The sequence below is a fragment of the Pseudomonas sp. IT-P12 genome (genome assembly GCF_949767465.1).
Taxonomy (GTDB): Bacteria; Pseudomonadota; Gammaproteobacteria; order Pseudomonadales; family Pseudomonadaceae; genus Aquipseudomonas.
Genome location: NZ_CATKPY010000024.1, coordinates 258592 through 278321 on the forward strand (window position 1 = coordinate 258592; position 19730 = coordinate 278321).

Genomic DNA, 19730 nt, shown 5'->3' on the forward strand with positions numbered 1-19730 from the left:
CCGCAAAAAAGATGGGCTAAGATATCACAGCGACCGCTACGGAACAGCGGAGCCCACAGACCAGGGAGGTGTTATGAGTATTCGCAATTGGCCGGCGGCGGAGCGGCCGCGGGAGAGATTGCTTGAGCAAGGCTCCGGGAGCCTTTCGGACGCCGAGTTGCTGGCGATTTTTTTACGCACCGGCGTACCGGGTAAAAGCGCGGTGGATTTGGCGCGGCATTTGTTGAGCCAGTTTGGCAACCTGCGTTCATTGCTCGAAGCCGATCTGGCAACGTTCAGCAGGCATCTGGGGCTGGGTCCGGCAAAGTTCGCTCAGTTGCAAGCCGCTCAGGAGATGAGCCGGCGCCATCTGGCCGAACGGGCACGTCAAAAATCGGCGCTGGAAAACCCCCATGCGGTTCGGGAATACCTGAAATCGATGCTGCGCCACGAGCCGCATGAGGTTTTCGGCTGCCTTTTCCTGGACTCCAAGCATCAGGTGCTGACGTTCGAAACGCTGTTTCGCGGCTCCATCGACAACACCAGTGTTCACCCACGAGAGGTGGTCAAGCGAGCGTTGGCGAACAACGCAGCGGCGCTGATCCTCTGCCACAACCACCCGTCGGGCAATACCGACCCGAGCCAGGCAGACCGTGTGTTGACCAAGCGACTTCAAGAGGCGCTGGGCCTGATCGACGTGCGGGTGCTCGACCACTTCATCATCGGCGACGGCGACCCCCTGTCCATGGCGGAGTATGGGTGGATGTAGAGGGCAGGACGAAGTGTTGACCCTGTGGGGCGAGCTTGCTCCCACAGGGTTTGTGGTGCGGTTATTTGAGGCTGACCTTCGAGTAATCCTGGCGACCGAACGGGCTGACTGAATACCCGGTCACGTCCTTGCGCGTCAGGGCGAAGGCGGTCGGGTGGGCCAGCGGCAGCCAAAGCGCCTGCTGCTGGATCTGCGCCTGGGCCTGTTCATAGAGTTTGGTGCGCACGCCTTGCTCGCCGGTGGTCTTGCCGGCGCTGATCAGCTTGTCCAGGTCCTGGTTGCAATAGCGGGCGAAATTGGTGCCGGACTTGACCGCAGCGCAGGAGAATTGCGGCGTGAGGAAGTTGTCCGGGTCGCCGTTGTCGCCGGCCCAGCCCATGAACAGCAGGTCGTGTTCACCGGCCTTGGCGCGGCGAATCAGCTCGCCCCACTCGATCACACGAATCTCGGCCTGAATGCCGATTTCCGCGAGATCCGATTGCAGCAGCTGTGCGCCGAGGCTCGGGTTGGGGTTGAGCAGGCTGCCTGACGGACGCGTCCAGAGGGTGGTCTGGAAACCGTCCTTGAGGCCGGCCTTGGCCATCAATGCCTTGGCCTTTTCGACGTCATGGGCGTAGCCCGGCAGGTTCTTCGCGTAGCTCCAGGTATTGGGCGGGTACGGACCATTGGCCGCTTCGGCGGTGTCTTCAAACACGGCCTTGAGGTAATTGGCCTTGTCGAACGCGAGGTTGATGGCCTGGCGCACTTCAGGTTTGTCCAGCGGCGGGTGCTGGCTGTTGATGCCGACGAAGGCTGTCATGAAGGCGTCGGTCTTTTCGACTTTCAAGGTCGGTTCTTTCAGTGCGGCCTGGACGTCCAGTGGCTTGGGCGACAGGGCGATCTGGCATTCGTTGCGCCGCAACTTCTGCAGGCGAACGTTGGCGTCCGGGGTGATGGCGAAGATCAGCGGGTCCACCGACGGCTTGCCGCCAAAGTAGTCGGGGTTGGCCTTGTAGCGAACCGAGGCGTCTTTCTGGATGCGCGTGAACACGAACGGCCCGGTGCCAATCGGCTGGCTGTTGAGTTTCTCCGGGGTGCCGGCCTTCATCAGCTTGTCGGCGTATTCGGCCGAGTAGATCGAGGCGAAGCCCATGCTCAGCGTCGCCAGGAACGTCGAATCCGCATGGTCGAGGGTGAAGCGCACGGTCAGTGGGTCCAGCGCGTCGATTTTCTTGATCAGCGTGGGCAACTGCATCGATTGTGCATGCGGGAAACCACTCTGCGCGACCTTGTGCCAAGGGTTGGCGGGGTCGAGCATGCGATCGAAGCTGAATTTCACGTCCTCGGCCGTCAGCTCGCGGGTCGGGCTGAAATACTCGGTGCGGTGGAATTTCACCTGAGGATGGAGCTTGAACACGTAGGTCAGGCCATCGGGGGAGACCTCCCAGCTGTCCGCCAGGGCGGCGACCACCTTGCCGCTGGCGGTGTCGAAGTCCACCAGGCGGTTCATCAGCACGTCGGCCGAGGCGTTGGTGGTCGTCAGCGAGTTGTACTGCACCACGTCGAACCCTTCCGGGCTGGCCTCGGTGCACACGCTCAGGGCGGCGGCATGGGCCAATGGACTCAGCAGAAGCGGGGCAAGCAACAGCGGTAGGGCAGCAAGGCGCATGGTCGGATTCCTTTACAGATCGAAGGCCCATCTGCAAGTGCAGTCTGGAAAAGGCCTACCCTAGTGGGCTCGTTTGCAAATGACTATCCCCTTTTTCATTTTAAGAGGACGATGTGCACTGGTTTTCGTCGGCGCTGACCGGTAGAAAACCCTGACAGGCGTGTCGGCCGATTCTCGGCGACGAGCGGTTGCCAGCGTCGATAGCCTTTATTCAAGGCGCCCGGCGCCGGAAAATTGGGGTTTTTATTGATTCAGCGCACAGCGAATGTTGTTGCTCTCCAGTCTTTCTGGTATAAAGCAGCGCTCTTTTCTAGGGGCCCGGTTCCTTCACTGTAGGTGTAGCCGGTAAGACCTCTAAAGAATCGCGGCGCCTGGCGCCACAATGACTAGAGATTAAGCGGCCAACCCATGCCGGGTTGGGCATGTGGTTTTAGAGGGCTGAGGCATGTCTAGAGTATGTCAAGTTACCGGTAAGGGTCCGGTAACTGGGAACAACATTTCCCACGCAAACAACAAAACCCGTCGTCGTTTCCTGCCGAACCTGCAGCATCACCGCTTCTGGGTTGAAGAAGAGAAACGTTTCGTGCGTCTGCGCGTATCTGCCAAAGGCATGCGTATCATCGACAAGCGTGGCATCACTGTCGTGCTGGCCGAAATCCGCAAAGCTGGCAAGATCTAAGGGAGATAATCATGCGTGAATTGATTCGTTTGATTTCGAGCGCCGGTACTGGTCACTTCTACACTACCGACAAGAACAAGCGCACTACTCCGGACAAAATCGAGATCAAGAAATTTGATCCGGTTGTTCGCAAGCACGTGATCTACAAGGAAGGCAAAATCAAGTAATTGATTTTTCCGGACTTACGAAAAAGGCCCGTATCGCGAGATACGGGCCTTTTTTGTTATCGCTACTCCGGTCACGAGCTAATCAGCAAAAGTTTAACCACACGAAATTTCAGTAATTTTCATGTCTGCATCAGTAACGATTCGCAGGCGATCAGGTACAAATTCTTGCGTATCGGGGTTGATCGCAACCCTGGTCGTGCCTGCTTCCCCGCGTGCCTGCTGCACAATCGCCGGTGTCAGATATTGGCCGATAAGGTAGCTGGCCTGTTGCGCATTGCATTGTTGCGGTTGCTCGGCATGCGCCTGCATCAAAGTCAGTGCAAGGGTGAGGCTTGCCAGAAAACCGCTGGTGAGGACTGTGTTCATGAATATTCGCTTCCTTGTGTAAGATGAGGTTTGGCGCCTTTTTCAGGCGCCAGGCCAGCATCGGCAAAGGTTAGCGAAGGCGTGCGGTAACTATTTATCGCGAGTCTCAAAAGGCTTCTGTTCGAACGCCACATAAATCTTGCGGCACGGCTCCAATACTTCCCAGGTGCCCCTGAACCCGGCCGGAATGACGAAGCGATCACCGGCACGCACGGTCTTGCTGTTGCCGTCGTTGTCCCGCAGCACTGAAACACCCTGAACGATCTCGCAGTATTCGTGCTCGGTGAAGTTCACCAGCCACTGGCCCACGGCACCCTCCCATACACCCGCATTCAACTGGCCGCACGGGCTGTTGTAGTGGTTGTAGACCACTTGCTCGGGGTCGCCCTTGAGCACCTTGGCCTGGTCCGGCCGGTAGCGCTCGGGCTCGGTGTTGGTCTGGCTGAAGTCGACGATGTTCTGGATGCTCATTGTTGTAATCCCCCGTGATTGCGGCGCGAGTGGCTGGAAGGTCCAAAGTCTATGTTTATTAAATTGAACACCGCAAGGCCGTTTGCCGACCTTATGTCAAATATATTGAAACAAACCCGGTCACTGGTTTAGGGTGGCGGTTGCGCCGGGCCGATTGCAGGTTGGCCGGGCAGAATGGCTGGGGACGTCCGCGACAAACGCGGAGCGCTCGTATTCTAAAAGAGGAGGACACTCGAATGACCACCCTGACTCGTGCCGATTGGGAGCAGCGTGCTCGCGATCTGAAGATCGAAGGCCGCGCATTCATCAATGGCGAATACACCGATGCGGTCTCCGGCGAGACCTTCGAGTGCATCAGCCCGGTCGATGGCCGTCTGCTGGGCAAGATTGCCAGCTGTGACGCCGCCGACGCCCAGCGTGCCGTGGAAAACGCGCGCGCCACGTTCAACTCCGGCGTCTGGTCGCGTCTGGCGCCGACCAAGCGCAAAGCCACCATGATTCGTTTCGCCGGCCTGCTCAAGCAGCATGCCGAAGAGCTGGCCCTGCTTGAAACCCTGGACATGGGCAAGCCGATCAGTGATTCCCTGTACATCGACGTTCCTGGCGCGGCGCAAGCCTTGAGCTGGAGCGGTGAAGCCATCGACAAGATCTACGACGAGGTCGCCGCGACCCCGCACGATCAGTTGGGCCTGGTCACCCGTGAGCCGGTTGGCGTGGTGGGCGCCATCGTGCCCTGGAACTTCCCGCTGATGATGGCCTGCTGGAAACTCGGCCCGGCGCTGTCGACCGGTAACTCGGTGGTCCTCAAACCGTCGGAAAAATCACCACTGACGGCCATCCGCATCGCGGCCCTGGCCGTTGAAGCAGGCATCCCGAAAGGTGTGTTGAACGTGCTGCCAGGCTACGGTCACACCGTCGGCAAGGCCCTGGGCCTGCACAACGACGTCGACACCCTGGTGTTCACCGGTTCGACCAAGATTGCCAAGCAACTGCTGGTCTACTCTGGCGAGTCGAACATGAAGCGCGTCTGGCTCGAAGCCGGCGGCAAGAGCCCGAACATCGTGTTCGCCGATGCCCCGGACCTGCAAGCCGCCGCCGAAGCCGCGGCCGGTGCGATCGCCTTCAACCAGGGCGAGGTCTGCACTGCCGGTTCGCGCCTGCTGGTCGAGCGTTCGATCAAGGACACCTTCCTGCCGCTGGTGATCGAGGCGCTGAAGACCTGGAAGCCGGGCAACCCGCTGGACCCGGCCACCAACGTCGGTGCGCTGGTCGATACCCAGCAGATGAATACCGTGCTGTCCTACATCGAGTCCGGCCAGGCCGACGGCGCCAAACTGGTCGCTGGCGGCAAGCGCACGCTTCAGGAAACCGGTGGTACCTATGTCGAGCCGACGATTTTCGACGGTGTCAGCAATGCGATGAAAATCGCCCAGGAAGAGATCTTTGGCCCGGTCCTGTCGGTCATCGCGTTCGACACCGCTGAAGAAGCCATCGCGATTGCCAACGACACGCCGTACGGTCTCGCGGCCGCCGTGTGGACGCAGGACATCTCGAAGGCGCACCTGACCGCTCGGGCACTGCGTGCCGGCAGCGTATGGGTCAACCAGTACGATGGCGGCGACATGACCGCGCCGTTCGGCGGCTTCAAGCAGTCCGGCAACGGTCGCGACAAGTCGCTGCACGCGTTCGACAAGTACACCGAACTGAAGGCGACCTGGATCAAGTTGTAAGCCAGTGAAGAGGCCCTGGCGGGCCTTTGTGGGAGCGGGCTTGCTCGCGAATTCGGTGTGTCATTCAGCGATGATGTTGACTGACAGGCCGCATTCGCGAGCAAGCCCGCTCCCACATTTGCTTTGTGGCGCGTCAAACAATAAATATCCACAGGAGCGTGGAACATGCGTTGGGCGACTTATTTCGCCGTGTTGGCCTCTGTCCTGAGTGTTGGCCTGGCCCTGGGCGTCAGCATGCCGCTGGTGTCGTTTCGCCTGGAAGGCTGGGGCTACGGTTCGTTCGCCATTGGCGTCATGGCCGCGATGCCGGCGATTGGCGTGCTGTTGGGGGCGAAAATCTCCAGTCATCTGGCAGCGCGCTTCGGCACCGCCAACCTGATGCGCCTGTGCCTGTGGGCCGGGGCGTTTTCCATCGGGTTGCTGGCCTTGTTGCCGAGTTATCCGGTGTGGCTGGTTCTGCGCCTGATGATCGGCGTGATCCTGACCCTGGTGTTCATCCTCGGCGAAAGCTGGATCAACCAATTGGTGGTCGAGCAATGGCGCGGGCGTCTGGTGGCGCTGTATGGCAGCAGCTATGCACTGAGCCAGTTGGCCGGCCCGCTGTTGCTGGGGGTGCTGGGTACTGAGCACGATTACGGATTCTGGGTCGGCGTCGGTTTGCTCATGGCGGCGCCCTTCCTGCTGCTGGGTCGCAGTGGCGCGCCCAGCAGCGAAGCCTGCAGCGTGACGTTCGGTGACTTGTGGGGGTTCTGCCGGGGGTTGCCGGCGATTGCCTGGGGTGTGTCGCTGTTCGCCGCGTTCGAGGCGATGATCCTGACCTTGCTGCCGGTCTATTGCCTGCGCCAGGGCTTCACCACCGAAATCGCCCTGGCGATGGTCAGTACCGTGGTGGTCGGGGATGCCTTGCTGCAATTGCCGATTGGCGCACTGGCGGATCGCCTGTCGCGGCGCAGCTTGTTCATCGGGTGCGCCGTGGTGCTGCTGATCTCCAGCCTGGCCATCCCGTTGCTGCTCGATACATTGCTGATCTGGCCGTTGTGGGTATTGTTCGGCGCCAGTGCCGGCGGGTTGTTCACCTTGTCGCTGATCCTGATCGGCGAACGGTATCGCGACGATGCGCTGGTGCGGGCCAACGCGCATATTGCGCAGTTGTGGGGTGTGGGCTGCCTGATCGGGCCGCTGGTCGCCGGGGCCGGCAGCCAGTGGATCAGCGGCCACGCCTTGCCGTTGTTCATGGCGGCCGGGGCGTTGGGGTTGGTGATTCTGTTGTCGCGCCAGGGGGCGTTTGGCACGGTGGCTGAGCCCGCTTGAGCCTGAACGGCCAGCCACTTATCTGTCGGCGGGGGCTTGAGGATGCCTGTTACAGCATCTTCTCCAGCCCGACCGCTTCGCTCATCCATGCATTGAGCCGGCGCCAGAAACTCCCCGGTTCACGGGTCAGCGTGTGCAGCTTGCCGTCGTCTTCAGTGACCCAGACGACCCGGTCGTTTTCCAGTTTCACCTGGTAACTGAGCGGCGGCGCCATGCCCTCGAGGGCCGCTTTGTGCACATGGGCCGCGAGTTCGGGGCTGTCGACCAGCACCCCGACTTCGGTGTTCCACAGCACCGAGCGCGGATCGAAGTTGAACGAGCCGATGAAGGACTTCTGCTGATCGAAAATCATCGCCTTGCTGTGCAGGCTGGAGTCGGAGCCGCGGTAGGATTTGCTGTAGAAAATATGCGGTCCGCTGCCACCGCTGTCGCCGGGTTGGCGGCGCAATTCGTACAACTTCACACCATGTTCCAGCAGGGCCCGGCGATAAGGCGCGTAGCCGCCGTGCACCGCCGGCACGTCGGTGGCTTCCAGCGAGTTGGTCAACAGGCTGACAGAGACCCCGGCATCGGCACGACCTGTCAGGTAGACCAGCCCCGGCTGCCCCGGCACGAAATACGCCGAGATCATGATCAGCTCTTTGCTGACGCCCGTGAGTTCCGGTGCCAACTGCGTGGTCAGCAGCAAGTGCGGGTCGGGTTCACCGTCTGACAGGACTTTGCTCGGTGCGTCCCACAAGGCCTGGTTCCAGGCCCAGATCAGCTCACGGCGCCAGATGTCCAGGCGTGGCTGTGTGGTATAGGTCATCAGCTGTTGATAGAGCGCGTGATTCTGCCGGCGCGTCTCCTCCAGTGATTCTTCCAGGCGGGTGCGGGTGTTTTGCAGGTCCTTCTGCGTGGGCTTGCTGGACAGGAATTCCTCGATCGGCTTGCTCAGCGCACTGTTCCAGTACTGGTCGAAACTGTGGCCAAGCTGCTCGGCGACCGGCCCGACGCCCAGCATGTCGATGTCGGTGAAATTCAGGTTCGGTTCGGCATCGAAATATTCATCGCCCAGGTTGCGGCCGCCGACGATGGCCGCGCTGTTGTCCGCCAGCCACAATTTGTTGTGCATGCGCCGGTGCTGCTGCGACAGGTTGAACAGCCGGCCCATGGCCCGCGTGACACCGGTCGCACGGCCCAGGTGCAGCGGATTGAACAGGCGGATCTGGATGTGCGGGTGTGCGGCCAGTGTGGCGATGATCCAGTCCAGGCCGTCGCTGGTGGTGTCGTCGAGGAGGATTCTGACACGCACGCCGCGGTCGGCTGCCTTGAGCAATTCGTCCACCAGCATTCGCGTGCTGATGCCGTCGTGGACGATGTAGTACTGCAGGTCGAGGCTGCTTTGCGCGTTGCGGATCAGTTCGGCCCGGGCCATGAAGGCCTCGCTGCTGTTGGACAGCAGGCGAAACCCCGACCGCCCCTGATGGGGCTCGGCCTGGGCCTGGATCGAACGGCCGAAGGCCGAGCCGCTGGCGGGTAACGCCTGGGTCGGTTGTCGTTGAACATTGATGCCTGCGCAGCCGCTCAGGAGCGAGGCGAGCAGCAGAAGAGTGAGCAGGGGTTGTCTGGCTCTCACGTAGGATCGTTCCGAATGGCGGCGGGGTCGGCATATGGACGCTGAATCACGCTGAAAAGTCAGTCAATGAAACTGTCATTTTCCGCGAGCAGCTTGATGGCCGCGGCGCCCACCTTGCGCACCGCTTCCTCGATCTGCGGTGTTGGTTTGGCAGCGTAGTTCATCCGCAGGCAATTGCGATACTTGCCCGATGCGGAAAAGATGCTGCCCACGGCGATCTGCACACCCTGGTCGTGCAGTGCGCGGTTCAGTTTCAAGGTGTCGAAGCCATCGGGCAATTCTACCCAGAGCATGAAACTGCCTTGCGGTCGGCTGGCCCGGGTGCCGGCCGGGAAATAACGCGTGACCCAATCGATCATCAAGTCGCGATTGCGCTGGTATTGCGTACGCATCCGCCGCAAATGGGGTTCGAAGTGCCCGGCCTTGAGGAATTCGGCAATGGCAATCTGCGGTTGCGGGGCGGTGGAGCCGGTGCTGATGTATTTCATGTGCAGCACCCGCTCCAGATAACGGCCGGGTGCGACCCAGCCAATGCGCAGGCCCGGGGCCAGGGTCTTGGAAAATGAACTGCACAGCAGGACGCGGCCATCTTCGTCGAAGGATTTGATGGTGCGAGGTCGCGGGTAGTTGTAGGCCAGTTCGCCATACACATCGTCTTCGAGAATCGCCACGTCGAACCGTTGCGCCAAAGTCAGCAGCGCACGTTTGCGCGACTCCGGCATGATATAGCCCAGCGGGTTGTTGCAGTTGGGCGTCAACTGTATGGCCTTGATGGGCCACTGTTCCAGGGCCAGTTCCAACGCGTCGAGGCTGATCCCGGTGAGCGGGTCGGTGGGGATCTCCAGGGCCTTCATGTTCAAACCCTTGAGCGTCTGCATGGCCCCGTGAAAGCTCGGGGAGTCGACGGCGACGATGTCTCCCGGCTCGCAGATGGCGCGGATGCTGGTGGACAGCGCTTCATGGCAGCCGGTGGTAATGACCAGATCGTTGGCGGTCAACTGGCACCCGGAATCGAGCATCAGGCGGGCGATTTGCTCGCGCAGTTCAAGGGTGCCGTGAATGTTGTCGTAATACAGGCCGGGCATGTCCTGTCGGCGGCTGATGCGCGCCAGGTTGCGCAGCAACGGTTTCATGGTCGGGGTGGTGATGTCCGGCATGCCACGACCCAATTGCACCACGTCCTTGCGCGGTACGGCGCGGATCAGTTCCAGCACCTGATCCCACTGCGAAATATCCACCGGACGCTGGGCCGGACGACCGATCGCCGGCAACTCCGGCAGCTCGCGACCCACCGGAACGAAATAGCCGGACTTGGGTTTCGGCATCGCCAGGCCGCTGTCTTCCAGCATCCGATAGGCCTGTTGCACCGTACTCAGGCTGACCCCGTGCTCCACACTCAAGGCCCGAACGGACGGCAGCCGGTCACCGGGGCGATAAAAGCCCTGTTCGATACGCGTGCCGAGCAATTCGGCGAGGTTGACGTAAAGGGTCATGGCTCAGTCTCGATGAGTTGAATCGGTTGACCAGTACAGATCGCGTAAAAAAAGCGGATTCAGTGGCGGAATCGGCAAATCTGTATGGAATTAATACCTGTGTATTGAATCTGTAATGCTTTTCGTCGTCCACGCATCATGAAAGCTCTGGCTACCCAAGTAAACAGGAGCATTCAAAATGAACGGCTTGAGCGATGTGCGGCTGACGTTACGCAGTCAGGAACTGGAGGCAGGGCAAAAAAACGATGCGCGCGAGGCGCTCAAGCGCAATGCGCCGTCCGGCCTGAGTCTCTGGGGTCTGTTCTGGCATCGCCTGCACACGCGCAGGGCGTTGCTGGAGCTGACGCCGGACCAGCTCAGGGATATCGGGCTGAGCCGGGAACAGGCCCGGGAGGAGGGGCTCAAGCCTTTCTGGCGGATCTGAGAGCAGTGGCGTTCTTTCGGGCCATCGCGAGCAGGTTCGCTCCCACGGTGGATCTGTATGCACCAGACCTCTGTGGGAACGAGCCAGCTCCGGGCAGGATTGCGACGATAGCGTTCGAAGAGCACAAACAGGCGTTCAGACCCACTCTTTCATCCGATGCCACAGCATCCCCAGCGCCAGCAACGGCGAGCGCAAATGCTTGCCACCGGGAAACGTCATGTGTGGCACCTTGGCAAACAGATCAAACCCACCCTGGTGCTGGCCGCTGATGGCCTCGGCCAGCAACTTGCCAGCCAGGTGGGTGGCGTTCACGCCGTGGCCGGAATAGGCCTGGGCGTAATACACATTCGGCTGATCATCGAGTCGGCCGATCTGCGGCAGGCGATTGGCGCCGATGCCGATCATCCCGCCCCATTGATATTCGATCCTCGCGGTGCCCAGTTGTGGGAACACCTCGAGCATTTTCGGGCGCATGTAGGCCGCGATGTCCTTCGGGTCGCGTCCTGAATAGTGGCAGGCCCCGCCGAACAGCAAGCGCCGATCAGCCGAAAGCCGGTAGTAATCCAGCGCCACTCGCTGGTCGCAGACCGCCATGTTCTGCGGCAGCAGCGCGTGGGCCTGCTCCTCGCTCAAGGGCTCGGTGGCGATGATGTAGCTGCCGGCGGGCAAGACTTTGCCGCTGAGTTCAGGGTTGAGCTGGTTGAGGTAGGCGTTGCAGCCCAGCACCAGGGTCTTGGCGCGAACCGAGCCCTGGGCGGTGCGTACCCTGACTTCGGGGCCGTAGTCGATGCCGGTCACCGCCGATTGCTCGAACAGCCTCACACCCAGCTGCTGCGCCGCGGCGGCTTCGCCCAGTGCGAGGTTCAGCGGATGCAGATGGCCGGAGCCCATGTCGATCAGGCCGCCGACATAGCGATCGGAACCTACCACCGTGTGCATTTCATGGGCTTGCAGCAACCGGGTTTCGTAGCGGTAGCCGAGGTCGCGCAGTTCTTCGGCGTCTTCGGCAAAGCCTTCCAGGTCACGGGGCTTGTTGGCGAGGTCGCAGTAGCCCCACGTCAAGTCGCAGGGGATCTGAAACCGTTCGACGCGCTGCCGGACGATCTCCACCGCTTCCAGGCCCATGAGTTTCATCTGACGCACGCCGTCCGTGCCGATGACGTTGGCGAACTGGTCGAGACCATGGCCGACGCCGCGAATCAGTTGCCCGCCATTACGCCCGCTGGCACCCCAACCCACCTTGCGGGCCTCGAGCAGCACCACGCTGAAGCCGCGCTCGGCCAGTTCGAGGGCGGTGTTCAGCCCGGAAAACCCGCCGCCGACCACGCATACATCGGCCACCACGTCGCCTGCCAGCGCCGGGTGATCGGGCTGCGGCAGGCTGCTGGCGGCGTAGTACGAGGCTGTGTGCTGGGCACGGGGATTCATGCGCGTCATCCTGATTTTTGTGCCTGGAAAATTTGACGGAGCATAAGCCGGCCCTTTCGACGCAGGCAACATTGGTCGGTTATGGCTGTCTGGATCGTGGCCAATGCGGCAGAATCGCGCTCTATTCCGCTGTGGGGTCAGTGCTTCGATGAGTTGTAACAGTCAGAAAATTCGCACGCTGCGTCAGCAGATTCCCACTTTCGAGTGTGTGCCCGGCTGTCATGACTGTTGCGGACCGGTGACCACCTCGCCCGAAGAGATGGCCCGCCTGCCGCGCAAGACGCGCGCCGAGCAGGACGCGGCGATGGATGAACTCAACTGCGTGCACCTGGGCCCCAATGGCTGCACCGTGTATGACGAGCGGCCGTTGATCTGTCGGCTGTTCGGCACCACCAAAACCTTGCCATGTCCGAATGGGCGAGGGCCGGTGGAGCTGATTCATCCGCGGGTCGAGAAGCAGGTATTCGAGTACATGGCTTCGAACCGGCAGGTGCTTGTCTGACTGCAGCCGAGTCGCCTGCCTTCGCGAGCAAGCTCGCTCCCACATTTGATCGGTGTACTCTCATCCAATGGGGGAGCGAGCCTGCTCGCGATGGGGCCATCACAGGCAACGCACAAACCTCAATCCGGAATCGGCAGACTCAAGCTCTCCTTCACCTCTTCCATCACGATGTAGCTCTTGGACTCGCGCACATGCGGCAGCTTGAGCAGGATGTCGCCGAGCAGTTTGCGGTACGAGGCCATCTCGGAAATCCGTGCTTTCACCAGGTAGTCGAAATCCCCTGACACCAGGTGGCATTCCAGCACGTGGGGCAGTTTCAGCACGGCGCGTCGGAACTCTTCGAAGGTATCCCCGGATTTGTAGTCGAGGCTGATCTCGACGAACACCAGCAGGCTGCCCTTGAGGTGCTGCGGATTGAGCCGGGCGTTGTAGCCCATGATGATCCCTTCGCGTTCCAGGCGCCGTACCCGCTCGGTGCAGGGCGTGGTCGACAGGCCGACCTTTTCCCCCAGCTCGGTGAAGGAGATGCGCCCGTCCGCCTGCAGGATCCGCAGGATGTTGCGGTCGATCTTGTCCAGCTCGCGTTTGGTCTGGGTGTTGGTACGCATAGGGGATGCGCCTCCGTAAAAAGCGTTTTTGCCGAGAATTGTCGCCAAATATAGGCGCTTATATAGTGAAATGCACTGGCTGATCTTTCTTAAACTGCCCACATCTACGGTCTGAACAACAAACGTCAGCGGCGTGCCGCGATGAGGGATATGAAAATGCGCGTTATGGTCTTGGGTAGCGGCGTTATTGGCACCACCAGTGCTTACTATCTGGCGCGTGCCGGGTTCGAAGTGGTGGTGGTGGACCGTCAGCCGGCTGCCGCCATGGAGACCAGTTTCGCCAACGCCGGGCAGGTATCGCCGGGGTATGCCTCGCCGTGGGCCGCGCCGGGCGTGCCGCTCAAGGCCATCAAGTGGCTGTTGCAGCGCCACGCACCGCTGGCGATCAAGGCCACCGCCGATATCGACCAATACCTGTGGATGGCGCAGATGCTGCGCAACTGCACCGCCAGCCGCTACGCGGTGAACAAGGAGCGCATGGTGCGCCTGTCCGAGTACAGCCGCGACTGCCTCGACGAATTGCGTGCCGAAACCGGCATCGCCTACGAAGGCCGCAGCCTCGGGACGACTCAATTGTTCCGCACCCAGGCCCAGCTCGATGGCGCGGCGAAAGACATCGCCGTCCTGAAAGAGTCGGGCGTTCCCTTCGAATTGCTCGATCGCGAAGGCATCGCCCGGGTTGAACCGGCGCTGGCCAGCGTCACCGACATCCTCGCCGGCGCCCTGCGCCTGCCGAACGACCAGACCGGCGACTGCCAGATGTTCACCACGCGCCTGGCCGAGATGGCGGTGAAACTGGGCGTGGAGTTCCGCTTCGGCCAGGACATCCAGCGCCTCGACTATGCCGGTGATCGCATCAACGGTGTGTGGATCGACGGCAAGCTGGAAACCGCTGACCGTTACGTCCTGGCGCTGGGCAGCTACTCGCCGCAACTGCTCAAGCCGCTGGGCATCCGCGCGCCGGTGTACCCGCTCAAGGGTTACTCGCTGACCGTGCCGATCACCAACCCGGCCATGGCCCCGACCTCGACCATTCTCGACGAGACCTACAAGGTCGCGATCACCCGTTTCGACAACCGCATCCGCGTGGGCGGCATGGCGGAGATTGCCGGTTTTGACCTGTCGCTTAACCCGCGTCGGCGTGAAACCCTGGAGATGATCGTCAACGACCTTTATCCTCAGGGCGGCAATCTGGCCGAGGCCAGTTTCTGGACCGGCCTGCGTCCGACCACCCCGGATGGCACGCCGATCGTTGGCGCGACCCCGTTCGGCAACCTGTTCCTGAACACCGGTCACGGCACACTCGGCTGGACCATGGCCTGCGGTTCCGGCCGTTTGCTGGCCGACCTGATGGCCAAGAAAACCCCGCAGATCAGCGCCGAAGGCCTCGATATTTCCCGTTACGGCAGCAAAATCCAGGAGTCCGCAAAGCATGTCAATCCAGCGCCAGCTCACCAATGAGCGCATGAGCCAGATCGTTGTCCACAGCGGCACCGTTTATCTGGCAGGGCAAGTCGGCGACGACATGAGTGCCGGGATTGAGCAGCAAACCCGCGAAACCCTGGCCAACATCGAGCGGATGCTCGATCTGGCCGGGACGGACAAAAGCCGTTTGCTCTCGGTGACGATTTACCTGAAGGACATCGACGCGCACTTCGCCGGCATGAACTCGGTGTGGGACACGTGGCTGCCCAAAGGTGTTGCACCGGCCCGCGCGACCGTTGAGGCGAAGCTGTGCGAGCCGCAAATCCTGGTCGAGCTGTCCGTGGTCGCCGCGCTGCCCTGAACGCTGCGAACCCGCACAAAGATCCCTCTCCCGGTGCTGTTGGCGGTTAACGCCGCCAGCCAGCGCCGGTTTTTATTCCCACGACTGCCTAGAAGCCTGCCGCCATGCGTCCAGCCCGTGCCCTGATCGACCTTCAAGCCCTGCGTCACAACTACCGGATCGCCCGTGAAACCACCGGGGCCAAGGCCCTGGCTGTGATCAAGGCGGATGCCTACGGGCATGGCGCGGTGCGGTGCGCCCAAGCGCTGGAAGCCGAGGCGGACGGGTTTGCCGTGGCCTGCATCGAAGAAGCGCTGGAGCTGCGCGCGGCGGGCATCCGTGCACCGGTGTTGTTGCTGGAGGGTTTTTTTGAAGCCGATGAGCTGTCGCTGATCGTCGAGCATGATTTCTGGTGTGTGGTGCATTCGCTGTGGCAGCTCGAAGCCATCGAGAAAGCGGCGCTGAGCAAACCCATTACGGTCTGGTTGAAGCTCGATTCGGGCATGCACCGGGTCGGTCTGCACCCCAAGGATTATCAGGCGGGTTACCAACGGCTGCTGGCGAGCGGCAAGGTCGCGAAGATCGTGCTGATGAGCCACTTCGCCCGCGCCGATGAATTGCACAGCCAGGCCAGCACCGACCAGGTGGCTGTTTTCGAAGCCGCGCGTCAGGGCCTGGCGGCCGAGATCAGCCTGCGCAACTCGCCGGCCGTGCTCGGTTGGCCGCAGATTCCCAGTGACTGGGTGCGTCCTGGCATCATGCTCTACGGCGCCACGCCGTTCGAGGAAGCCAACGCCGTGGCATCGCGCCTGCAACCGGTGATGACCCTCGAGTCGAAAGTGATCTGCGTGCGCGAACTGCCGGCCGGCGAGCCGATCGGCTACGGAGCCCGATTCATCACCGACAAACCGATGCGCGTCGGGGTGGTGGCCATGGGTTACGCCGATGGCTACCCGCGCCAGGCGCCGACCGGCACGCCGGTGCTGGTTGCCGGGCAGCGCAGCCGGCTGATCGGCCGGGTCTCGATGGACATGCTGTGTATCGACTTGACCGATGTGCCGCAGGCCGGCCTGGGATCGACCGTGGAGCTGTGGGGGAAAAACATCCTGGCCAGCGACGTCGCGGCGGCGGCTGACACGATTCCTTACCAGATTTTCTGCAATCTGCGCCGGGTGCCGATGCTCTATTCCGGGGATTGACGCACAGCGAGCGCCGGATGCCAGGCGTATCACCGAAGGGGATTGGGGCCCAAGTGTTGTAAATACTGAACGCTGTCGCCATGATAACGATCAATATTCCTACAACATGATTCCCTGGAGGCTCCAGCCTTGGACGTCGGTGAACGACTGCAATCCATCCGTAAGCTCAAAGGTCTTTCGCAGCGTGAACTCGCCAAACGCGCGGGCGTCACCAACAGCACCATTTCGATGATCGAGAAGAACAGCGTCAGCCCCTCGATCAGTTCGCTGCGCAAGGTCCTGGGCGGGATACCCATGTCCATGGTCGAGTTCTTTTCCGAAGAGATCCTGCAGGAAAAACCGACCCAGATCGTCTACAAGGCCAACGAGCTGATCGACATCTCCGACGGCGCCGTGACCATGAAGCTGGTCGGCCGGGCGCACCCGAGCCGCGCCATCGCGTTCCTCAACGAAATCTACCCACCCGGTGCCGATACCGGTGATGAGATGCTCACCCATGAGGGCGAGGAAACCGGCATTCTGGTGGAAGGACGGCTGGAGCTGGTGGTCGGCCTGGAAACTTTTGTGCTCGAAGCTGGCGATAGCTACTACTTTGAGAGTACCAAGCCGCACCGTTTCCGTAATCCGTTCGATGCACCGGCGCGACTAATCAGCGCAGCTACACCGGCGAATTTCTAAGAGAAGAGGCGTCCTGCCAGCATGGCAGCGGCACCCGATGGGTTTTTCCGTGGCGCAACAAGACCCCTTCGACTTTGGGGTTGTTTCAGTGCGACGGGCTAACCGTTATACTTGCGCCCGCCTGCGAACCGTGGCCGTAGGCGTGACTAGCCACCATGAGGGTGAACGCGTGAACCTAATTATGAAAATGCTGGCTGTACCAGCAACCGTATTGGCCCTATGGGCTGCCAGCGCTCAAGCTGCGACCAATGACGACATCGCCAAGCGCATCGAGCCTGTTGGCCAGGTCTGTGTAACAGGCCAGGAATGCAAGGGCATGGAAGTCGCTGCCGCGACGGGTGGCGGTGGTGCCAAGGAACCGAAAGACGTGATCGCCAAGCACTGCAACGCTTGCCACGGCACCGGCCTGCTGGGCGCGCCGAAAATCGGCGACAAGGCCGCCTGGAAAGAGCGTGCCGATCACCAGGGCGGCCTCGACGGCATCCTGGCCAAGGCCATTACCGGCATCAACGCCATGCCGCCTAAAGGCACCTGCGCCGACTGCTCCGACGACGAGCTGAAAGGCGCGATCAAAGAGATGTCCGGCCTGTAATACGGCTGTCTCTTGCGCAAAAAGCCGCTTTCGAGCGGCTTTTTTGTGCCTGCTGCAACACCGCCCGTGCAGGAGCGCTTGTACCCGCACAGGCGGGTCAGGGCTGTTCAATGCAACCAAGACCCGGCAAGCTCGGTCCAAGCCCAATCGCCAAGGGAGGATCAGATGGTGCAGCTGTGTTCTATCGAGCAAGCGGTCGATGAGGTGTTGGCACGTTTGCCGGCCCATATCCACATGGGCCTGCCGCTGGGGCTGGGCAAACCCAACCCTTTCGTCAACGCGCTGTACCAACGGGTCGCGCAATTGCCCGAGCGGCAGCTGACGATCTACACCGCGCTCTGCCTGGGCAGGCCTGCACTGGGCGACGGTTTGCAGAAACGCTTCCTTGAGCCCTTCATCGAGCGGGTGTTTGGTGACTACCCGGAACTGGACTTTCTCGCGGGGCTGCGCAAGGACAACCTGCCCCCCAACATTCGCGTCCAGCAATTTTTCATGCAGCCCGGCAGCCTGTTGCACAGTGAGACGGCCCAGCAGGATTACGTGAGCAGCAACTACAGCCATGCCGCGCGGGATATCAACGCCGCCGGTTTGAACCTGGTGGCGCAGTTGCTCGCCAGCCATGGCGAACACCCTGATCGCCTGAGCCTGAGCTGCAACCCGGACATCACCCTCGACCTGTTGCCGATGATCGCCAAGCGCCGGGCCGCGGGGGAAACCGTGTTGCTGGTGGGTCAGGTGCACAGCGACTTGCCCTATATGCCCGGCGACGCCGAGGTCGGCATCGACGCATTCGACCTGCTGATCGACGAGAAGGACAGCACCACGCTGTTCTCCACGCCCAACATGCCGGTGGGGTTTCAGGATCATTTGATCGGCCTGCACGCCAGCACCCTGGTGCGCGATGGCGGGACCTTGCAGATCGGCATCGGCGCCATGGGTGACGCCCTGACCGCAGCGTTGCTGGCCCGGCAGGCGGATAACCAGGGCTACAAGGCGTTGCTGGACGATGTGAACCTCAGCCAGTGGGCGCAACTGATCAAGCGTGAGGGCGGCGTGGAGCCCTTCGCCAAGGGCCTGTACGGTTGCAGCGAAATGTTCGTCAACGGCCTGCTGGTGCTCGCCGATGCCGGCATCGTGCGGCGCAAGGTCTACCCGGACGTGCCGACACAGCAACAAGCCAATGCCGGCACGCTGGACGAATCGGCGCAAACCGATGGCATCTCGGTGCACGGTGGTTTCTTCCTCGGCCCGCGCAGTTTTTATGAGCGCCTGCGCGATCTACCCCAGAGTAAACGGCTCGAATTCAACATGACCCGCATCAGCTATATCAACGAGTTGTACGGTCAGGAGGAGCTCAAACGCCTGCAGCGCCTCGATGCGCGCTTCATCAACACCGTGTTCACCATGACCCTGCTCGGCGCCGGGGTGGCCGATCAGCTTGAAGACGGGCGGGTGCTCAGTGGCGTCGGTGGGCAATACAACTTCGTCGCCCAGGGCCACGCACTGGAAGGTGCGCGCTCGATTCTGCTGCTGCGCAGCTGGCGTGAAGCGGGCGGCGAAGTCAGTTCCAATATCGTCTGGGAATACGGCCATTGCACGATCCCGCGGCACCTGCGGGACATCGTGGTCACCGAGTATGGCATTGCCGATTTGCGCGGCCAGACCGACGCGGCGGTGATCGAGGCCTTGTTGAGCATCAGTGACTCACGGTTCCAGCCCGGGCTGATCCAGCAGGCGCAGGATGCCGGCAAATTGCCAAAAACCTTCCGCCTCGATCCGCGTTTCGCCGACAACACCCCGGAGCGTTTGCAGGCGATTCAGACTCGGCATCCGCGGTTGTTTCCGGAGTATCCGCTGGGCTGCGATTTCACGGCTGAAGAGCAGGACCTGTTGCGGGCGCTGAACTGGCTGAAGAGCAAGTTCAAACTCACGGAGATCCTGGAGTTGGGCAAGGCTGCGCTGGATGCGCCCGACGCCTCGCACTATCCGCAGCATCTGCAGCGCATGCAGCTGACGAATCCGGAAGGACTGAAAGAGGAGCTGTTTCAGCGGTTGTTGCTCACGGGTCTGAAGGCCACCGCACAATAACGGCGACCGCCAAACGACTGTGGGAGCGAGCCTGCTCGCGAAGGCGGCGTGTCAGGCAAAATTAACAGGGGATGACACACCGTCTGTGGGAGCAAATTTCGCGGTTTACAGCAACATTTAGCAATCCAAGAACTTTCGCATGCTGCTTCGGGCCGCTTCCTACATCATTATTCCTTCCTCGCTGCTAGCGTTTCGGACTCTTGCGAAGCGCTCAG

At 61.4% G+C, this 19730-nt stretch carries 20 protein-coding genes; 13 read left to right on the forward strand and 7 right to left on the reverse strand.

What is annotated here, in order from left to right; all coding sequences use genetic code 11:
* The first annotated feature begins 73 nt into the window (after positions 1-73).
* Positions 74-748, forward strand: a complete 675-nt coding sequence (gene radC / locus ACM6IM_RS22090) for a RadC family protein (RefSeq protein WP_192307116.1) — start codon at positions 74-76, stop codon at positions 746-748.
* 61 nt (positions 749-809) lie between these two features.
* Here the strand turns inward: radC and ACM6IM_RS22095 are convergent, their stop codons facing one another.
* Positions 810-2396, reverse strand: a complete 1587-nt coding sequence (locus tag ACM6IM_RS22095) for an ABC transporter substrate-binding protein (RefSeq protein WP_414866313.1) — start codon at positions 2394-2396, stop codon at positions 810-812.
* 445 nt (positions 2397-2841) lie between these two features.
* On the opposite strand from ACM6IM_RS22095, the gene rpmB reads away from it, so the two are divergent.
* Both rpmB and rpmG read left to right on the forward strand, forming a co-directional pair.
* The gene (gene rpmB, locus ACM6IM_RS22100; RefSeq protein ID WP_007894701.1) at positions 2842-3075 is read left to right on the forward strand and encodes a 50S ribosomal protein L28; all 234 of its coding nucleotides are present in this window, start codon (positions 2842-2844) and stop codon (positions 3073-3075) included.
* Between the two features lie 11 nt (positions 3076-3086).
* Complete coding sequence (gene rpmG, locus ACM6IM_RS22105) at positions 3087-3242, forward strand: 50S ribosomal protein L33 (RefSeq protein ID WP_007894709.1); 156 nt, start codon at positions 3087-3089, stop codon at positions 3240-3242.
* Positions 3243-3335: 93 nt separating this feature from the next.
* Here rpmG and ACM6IM_RS22110 read toward each other — a convergent pair whose 3' ends face one another.
* Both ACM6IM_RS22110 and ACM6IM_RS22115 read right to left on the reverse strand, forming a co-directional pair.
* The gene (locus tag ACM6IM_RS22110) at positions 3336-3608 is read right to left on the reverse strand and encodes an I78 family peptidase inhibitor (protein ID WP_371049719.1); all 273 of its coding nucleotides are present in this window, start codon (positions 3606-3608) and stop codon (positions 3336-3338) included.
* 90 nt (positions 3609-3698) lie between these two features.
* On the reverse strand, positions 3699-4079 hold the full coding sequence (locus tag ACM6IM_RS22115; protein WP_371049718.1) for a cupin domain-containing protein: 381 nt from the start codon (positions 4077-4079) through the stop codon (positions 3699-3701).
* Between the two features lie 236 nt (positions 4080-4315).
* On the opposite strand from ACM6IM_RS22115, the gene ACM6IM_RS22120 reads away from it, so the two are divergent.
* Entirely contained in the window at positions 4316-5809 is a 1494-nt protein-coding gene (locus ACM6IM_RS22120) for an aldehyde dehydrogenase (RefSeq protein WP_201191409.1), read from the forward strand.
* A 165-nt stretch (positions 5810-5974) separates the two neighbouring features.
* Positions 5975-7120, forward strand: a complete 1146-nt coding sequence (locus ACM6IM_RS22125; protein WP_192307112.1) for an MFS transporter — start codon at positions 5975-5977, stop codon at positions 7118-7120.
* A 49-nt stretch (positions 7121-7169) separates the two neighbouring features.
* Here ACM6IM_RS22125 and ACM6IM_RS22130 read toward each other — a convergent pair whose 3' ends face one another.
* Positions 7170-8738, reverse strand: a complete 1569-nt coding sequence (locus ACM6IM_RS22130) for a phospholipase D family protein (RefSeq protein WP_192307111.1) — start codon at positions 8736-8738, stop codon at positions 7170-7172.
* A 59-nt stretch (positions 8739-8797) separates the two neighbouring features.
* Positions 8798-10231, reverse strand: coding sequence for a PLP-dependent aminotransferase family protein (locus ACM6IM_RS22135; protein ID WP_192307110.1), 1434 nt, complete (start codon positions 10229-10231; stop codon positions 8798-8800).
* Positions 10232-10409: 178 nt separating this feature from the next.
* Here ACM6IM_RS22135 and ACM6IM_RS22140 point away from each other — a divergent pair, with 178 nt between their 5' ends.
* Entirely contained in the window at positions 10410-10655 is a 246-nt protein-coding gene (locus ACM6IM_RS22140) for a DUF1127 domain-containing protein (protein WP_192307109.1), read from the forward strand.
* 135 nt (positions 10656-10790) lie between these two features.
* On the opposite strand, the gene ACM6IM_RS22145 is transcribed toward ACM6IM_RS22140, so the two are convergent.
* Positions 10791-12083: an NAD(P)/FAD-dependent oxidoreductase gene (locus ACM6IM_RS22145; protein WP_414866314.1), complete on the reverse strand. Its 1293-nt coding sequence runs from the start codon at positions 12081-12083 to the stop codon at positions 10791-10793.
* A 148-nt stretch (positions 12084-12231) separates the two neighbouring features.
* On the opposite strand from ACM6IM_RS22145, the gene ACM6IM_RS22150 reads away from it, so the two are divergent.
* The gene (locus ACM6IM_RS22150; protein WP_414866315.1) at positions 12232-12585 is read left to right on the forward strand and encodes a YkgJ family cysteine cluster protein; all 354 of its coding nucleotides are present in this window, start codon (positions 12232-12234) and stop codon (positions 12583-12585) included.
* A gap of 119 nt (positions 12586-12704) precedes the next feature.
* Here the strand turns inward: ACM6IM_RS22150 and ACM6IM_RS22155 are convergent, their stop codons facing one another.
* A complete protein-coding gene (locus tag ACM6IM_RS22155) occupies positions 12705-13193 on the reverse strand; it encodes an Lrp/AsnC ligand binding domain-containing protein (protein WP_003177284.1) in 489 nt (162 codons plus the stop codon).
* Positions 13194-13349: 156 nt separating this feature from the next.
* On the opposite strand from ACM6IM_RS22155, the gene dadA reads away from it, so the two are divergent.
* From dadA to ACM6IM_RS22185, 6 genes are all read left to right on the forward strand, one after another.
* Positions 13350-14654 carry a D-amino acid dehydrogenase gene (gene dadA, locus ACM6IM_RS22160; RefSeq protein WP_192307106.1) on the forward strand — a complete coding sequence of 435 codons (1305 nt, stop codon included), beginning with the start codon at positions 13350-13352 and terminating at the stop codon, positions 14652-14654.
* Positions 14626-14979: a RidA family protein gene (locus ACM6IM_RS22165; RefSeq protein ID WP_192307105.1), complete on the forward strand. Its 354-nt coding sequence runs from the start codon at positions 14626-14628 to the stop codon at positions 14977-14979. Before dadA ends, ACM6IM_RS22165 begins: the two co-directional genes overlap by 29 nt.
* 104 nt (positions 14980-15083) lie before the next feature.
* Entirely contained in the window at positions 15084-16157 is a 1074-nt protein-coding gene (alr, locus tag ACM6IM_RS22170; protein WP_192307104.1) for an alanine racemase, read from the forward strand.
* 129 nt (positions 16158-16286) lie between these two features.
* Positions 16287-16835, forward strand: coding sequence for a cupin domain-containing protein (locus ACM6IM_RS22175; RefSeq protein WP_007947433.1), 549 nt, complete (start codon positions 16287-16289; stop codon positions 16833-16835).
* A 181-nt stretch (positions 16836-17016) separates the two neighbouring features.
* Positions 17017-17427: a c-type cytochrome gene (locus ACM6IM_RS22180; RefSeq protein ID WP_414866433.1), complete on the forward strand. Its 411-nt coding sequence runs from the start codon at positions 17017-17019 to the stop codon at positions 17425-17427.
* Between the two features lie 165 nt (positions 17428-17592).
* Positions 17593-19515, forward strand: a complete 1923-nt coding sequence (locus ACM6IM_RS22185; RefSeq protein ID WP_414866316.1) for an acetyl-CoA hydrolase/transferase C-terminal domain-containing protein — start codon at positions 17593-17595, stop codon at positions 19513-19515.
* Positions 19516-19730 lie beyond the last annotated feature (215 nt).

Bases quoted from the DNA above. Each gene is read 5' to 3' on its own strand.
- alr (WP_192307104.1), top strand. From the start codon at position 15,084: ATGCGTCCAGCCCGTGCCCTGATCGACCTTCAAGCCCTGCGTCACAAC.
- radC (WP_192307116.1), top strand. From the start codon at position 74: ATGAGTATTCGCAATTGGCCGGCGGCGGAGCGGCCGCGGGAGAGATTG.
- ACM6IM_RS22095 (WP_414866313.1), bottom strand. From the start codon at position 2,396: ATGCGCCTTGCTGCCCTACCGCTGTTGCTTGCCCCGCTTCTGCTGAGT.
- ACM6IM_RS22165 (WP_192307105.1), top strand. From the start codon at position 14,626: ATGTCAATCCAGCGCCAGCTCACCAATGAGCGCATGAGCCAGATCGTT.
- ACM6IM_RS22140 (WP_192307109.1), top strand. From the start codon at position 10,410: ATGAACGGCTTGAGCGATGTGCGGCTGACGTTACGCAGTCAGGAACTG.
- ACM6IM_RS22145 (WP_414866314.1), bottom strand. From the start codon at position 12,083: ATGAATCCCCGTGCCCAGCACACAGCCTCGTACTACGCCGCCAGCAGC.
- ACM6IM_RS22150 (WP_414866315.1), top strand. From the start codon at position 12,232: ATGAGTTGTAACAGTCAGAAAATTCGCACGCTGCGTCAGCAGATTCCC.
- dadA (WP_192307106.1), top strand. From the start codon at position 13,350: ATGCGCGTTATGGTCTTGGGTAGCGGCGTTATTGGCACCACCAGTGCT.
- rpmB (WP_007894701.1), top strand. From the start codon at position 2,842: ATGTCTAGAGTATGTCAAGTTACCGGTAAGGGTCCGGTAACTGGGAAC.
- rpmG (WP_007894709.1), top strand. From the start codon at position 3,087: ATGCGTGAATTGATTCGTTTGATTTCGAGCGCCGGTACTGGTCACTTC.
- ACM6IM_RS22185 (WP_414866316.1), top strand. From the start codon at position 17,593: ATGGTGCAGCTGTGTTCTATCGAGCAAGCGGTCGATGAGGTGTTGGCA.
- ACM6IM_RS22120 (WP_201191409.1), top strand. From the start codon at position 4,316: ATGACCACCCTGACTCGTGCCGATTGGGAGCAGCGTGCTCGCGATCTG.
- ACM6IM_RS22125 (WP_192307112.1), top strand. From the start codon at position 5,975: ATGCGTTGGGCGACTTATTTCGCCGTGTTGGCCTCTGTCCTGAGTGTT.
- ACM6IM_RS22110 (WP_371049719.1), bottom strand. From the start codon at position 3,608: ATGAACACAGTCCTCACCAGCGGTTTTCTGGCAAGCCTCACCCTTGCA.
- ACM6IM_RS22115 (WP_371049718.1), bottom strand. From the start codon at position 4,079: ATGAGCATCCAGAACATCGTCGACTTCAGCCAGACCAACACCGAGCCC.
- ACM6IM_RS22155 (WP_003177284.1), bottom strand. From the start codon at position 13,193: ATGCGTACCAACACCCAGACCAAACGCGAGCTGGACAAGATCGACCGC.
- ACM6IM_RS22135 (WP_192307110.1), bottom strand. From the start codon at position 10,231: ATGACCCTTTACGTCAACCTCGCCGAATTGCTCGGCACGCGTATCGAA.
- ACM6IM_RS22180 (WP_414866433.1), top strand. From the start codon at position 17,017: ATGAAAATGCTGGCTGTACCAGCAACCGTATTGGCCCTATGGGCTGCC.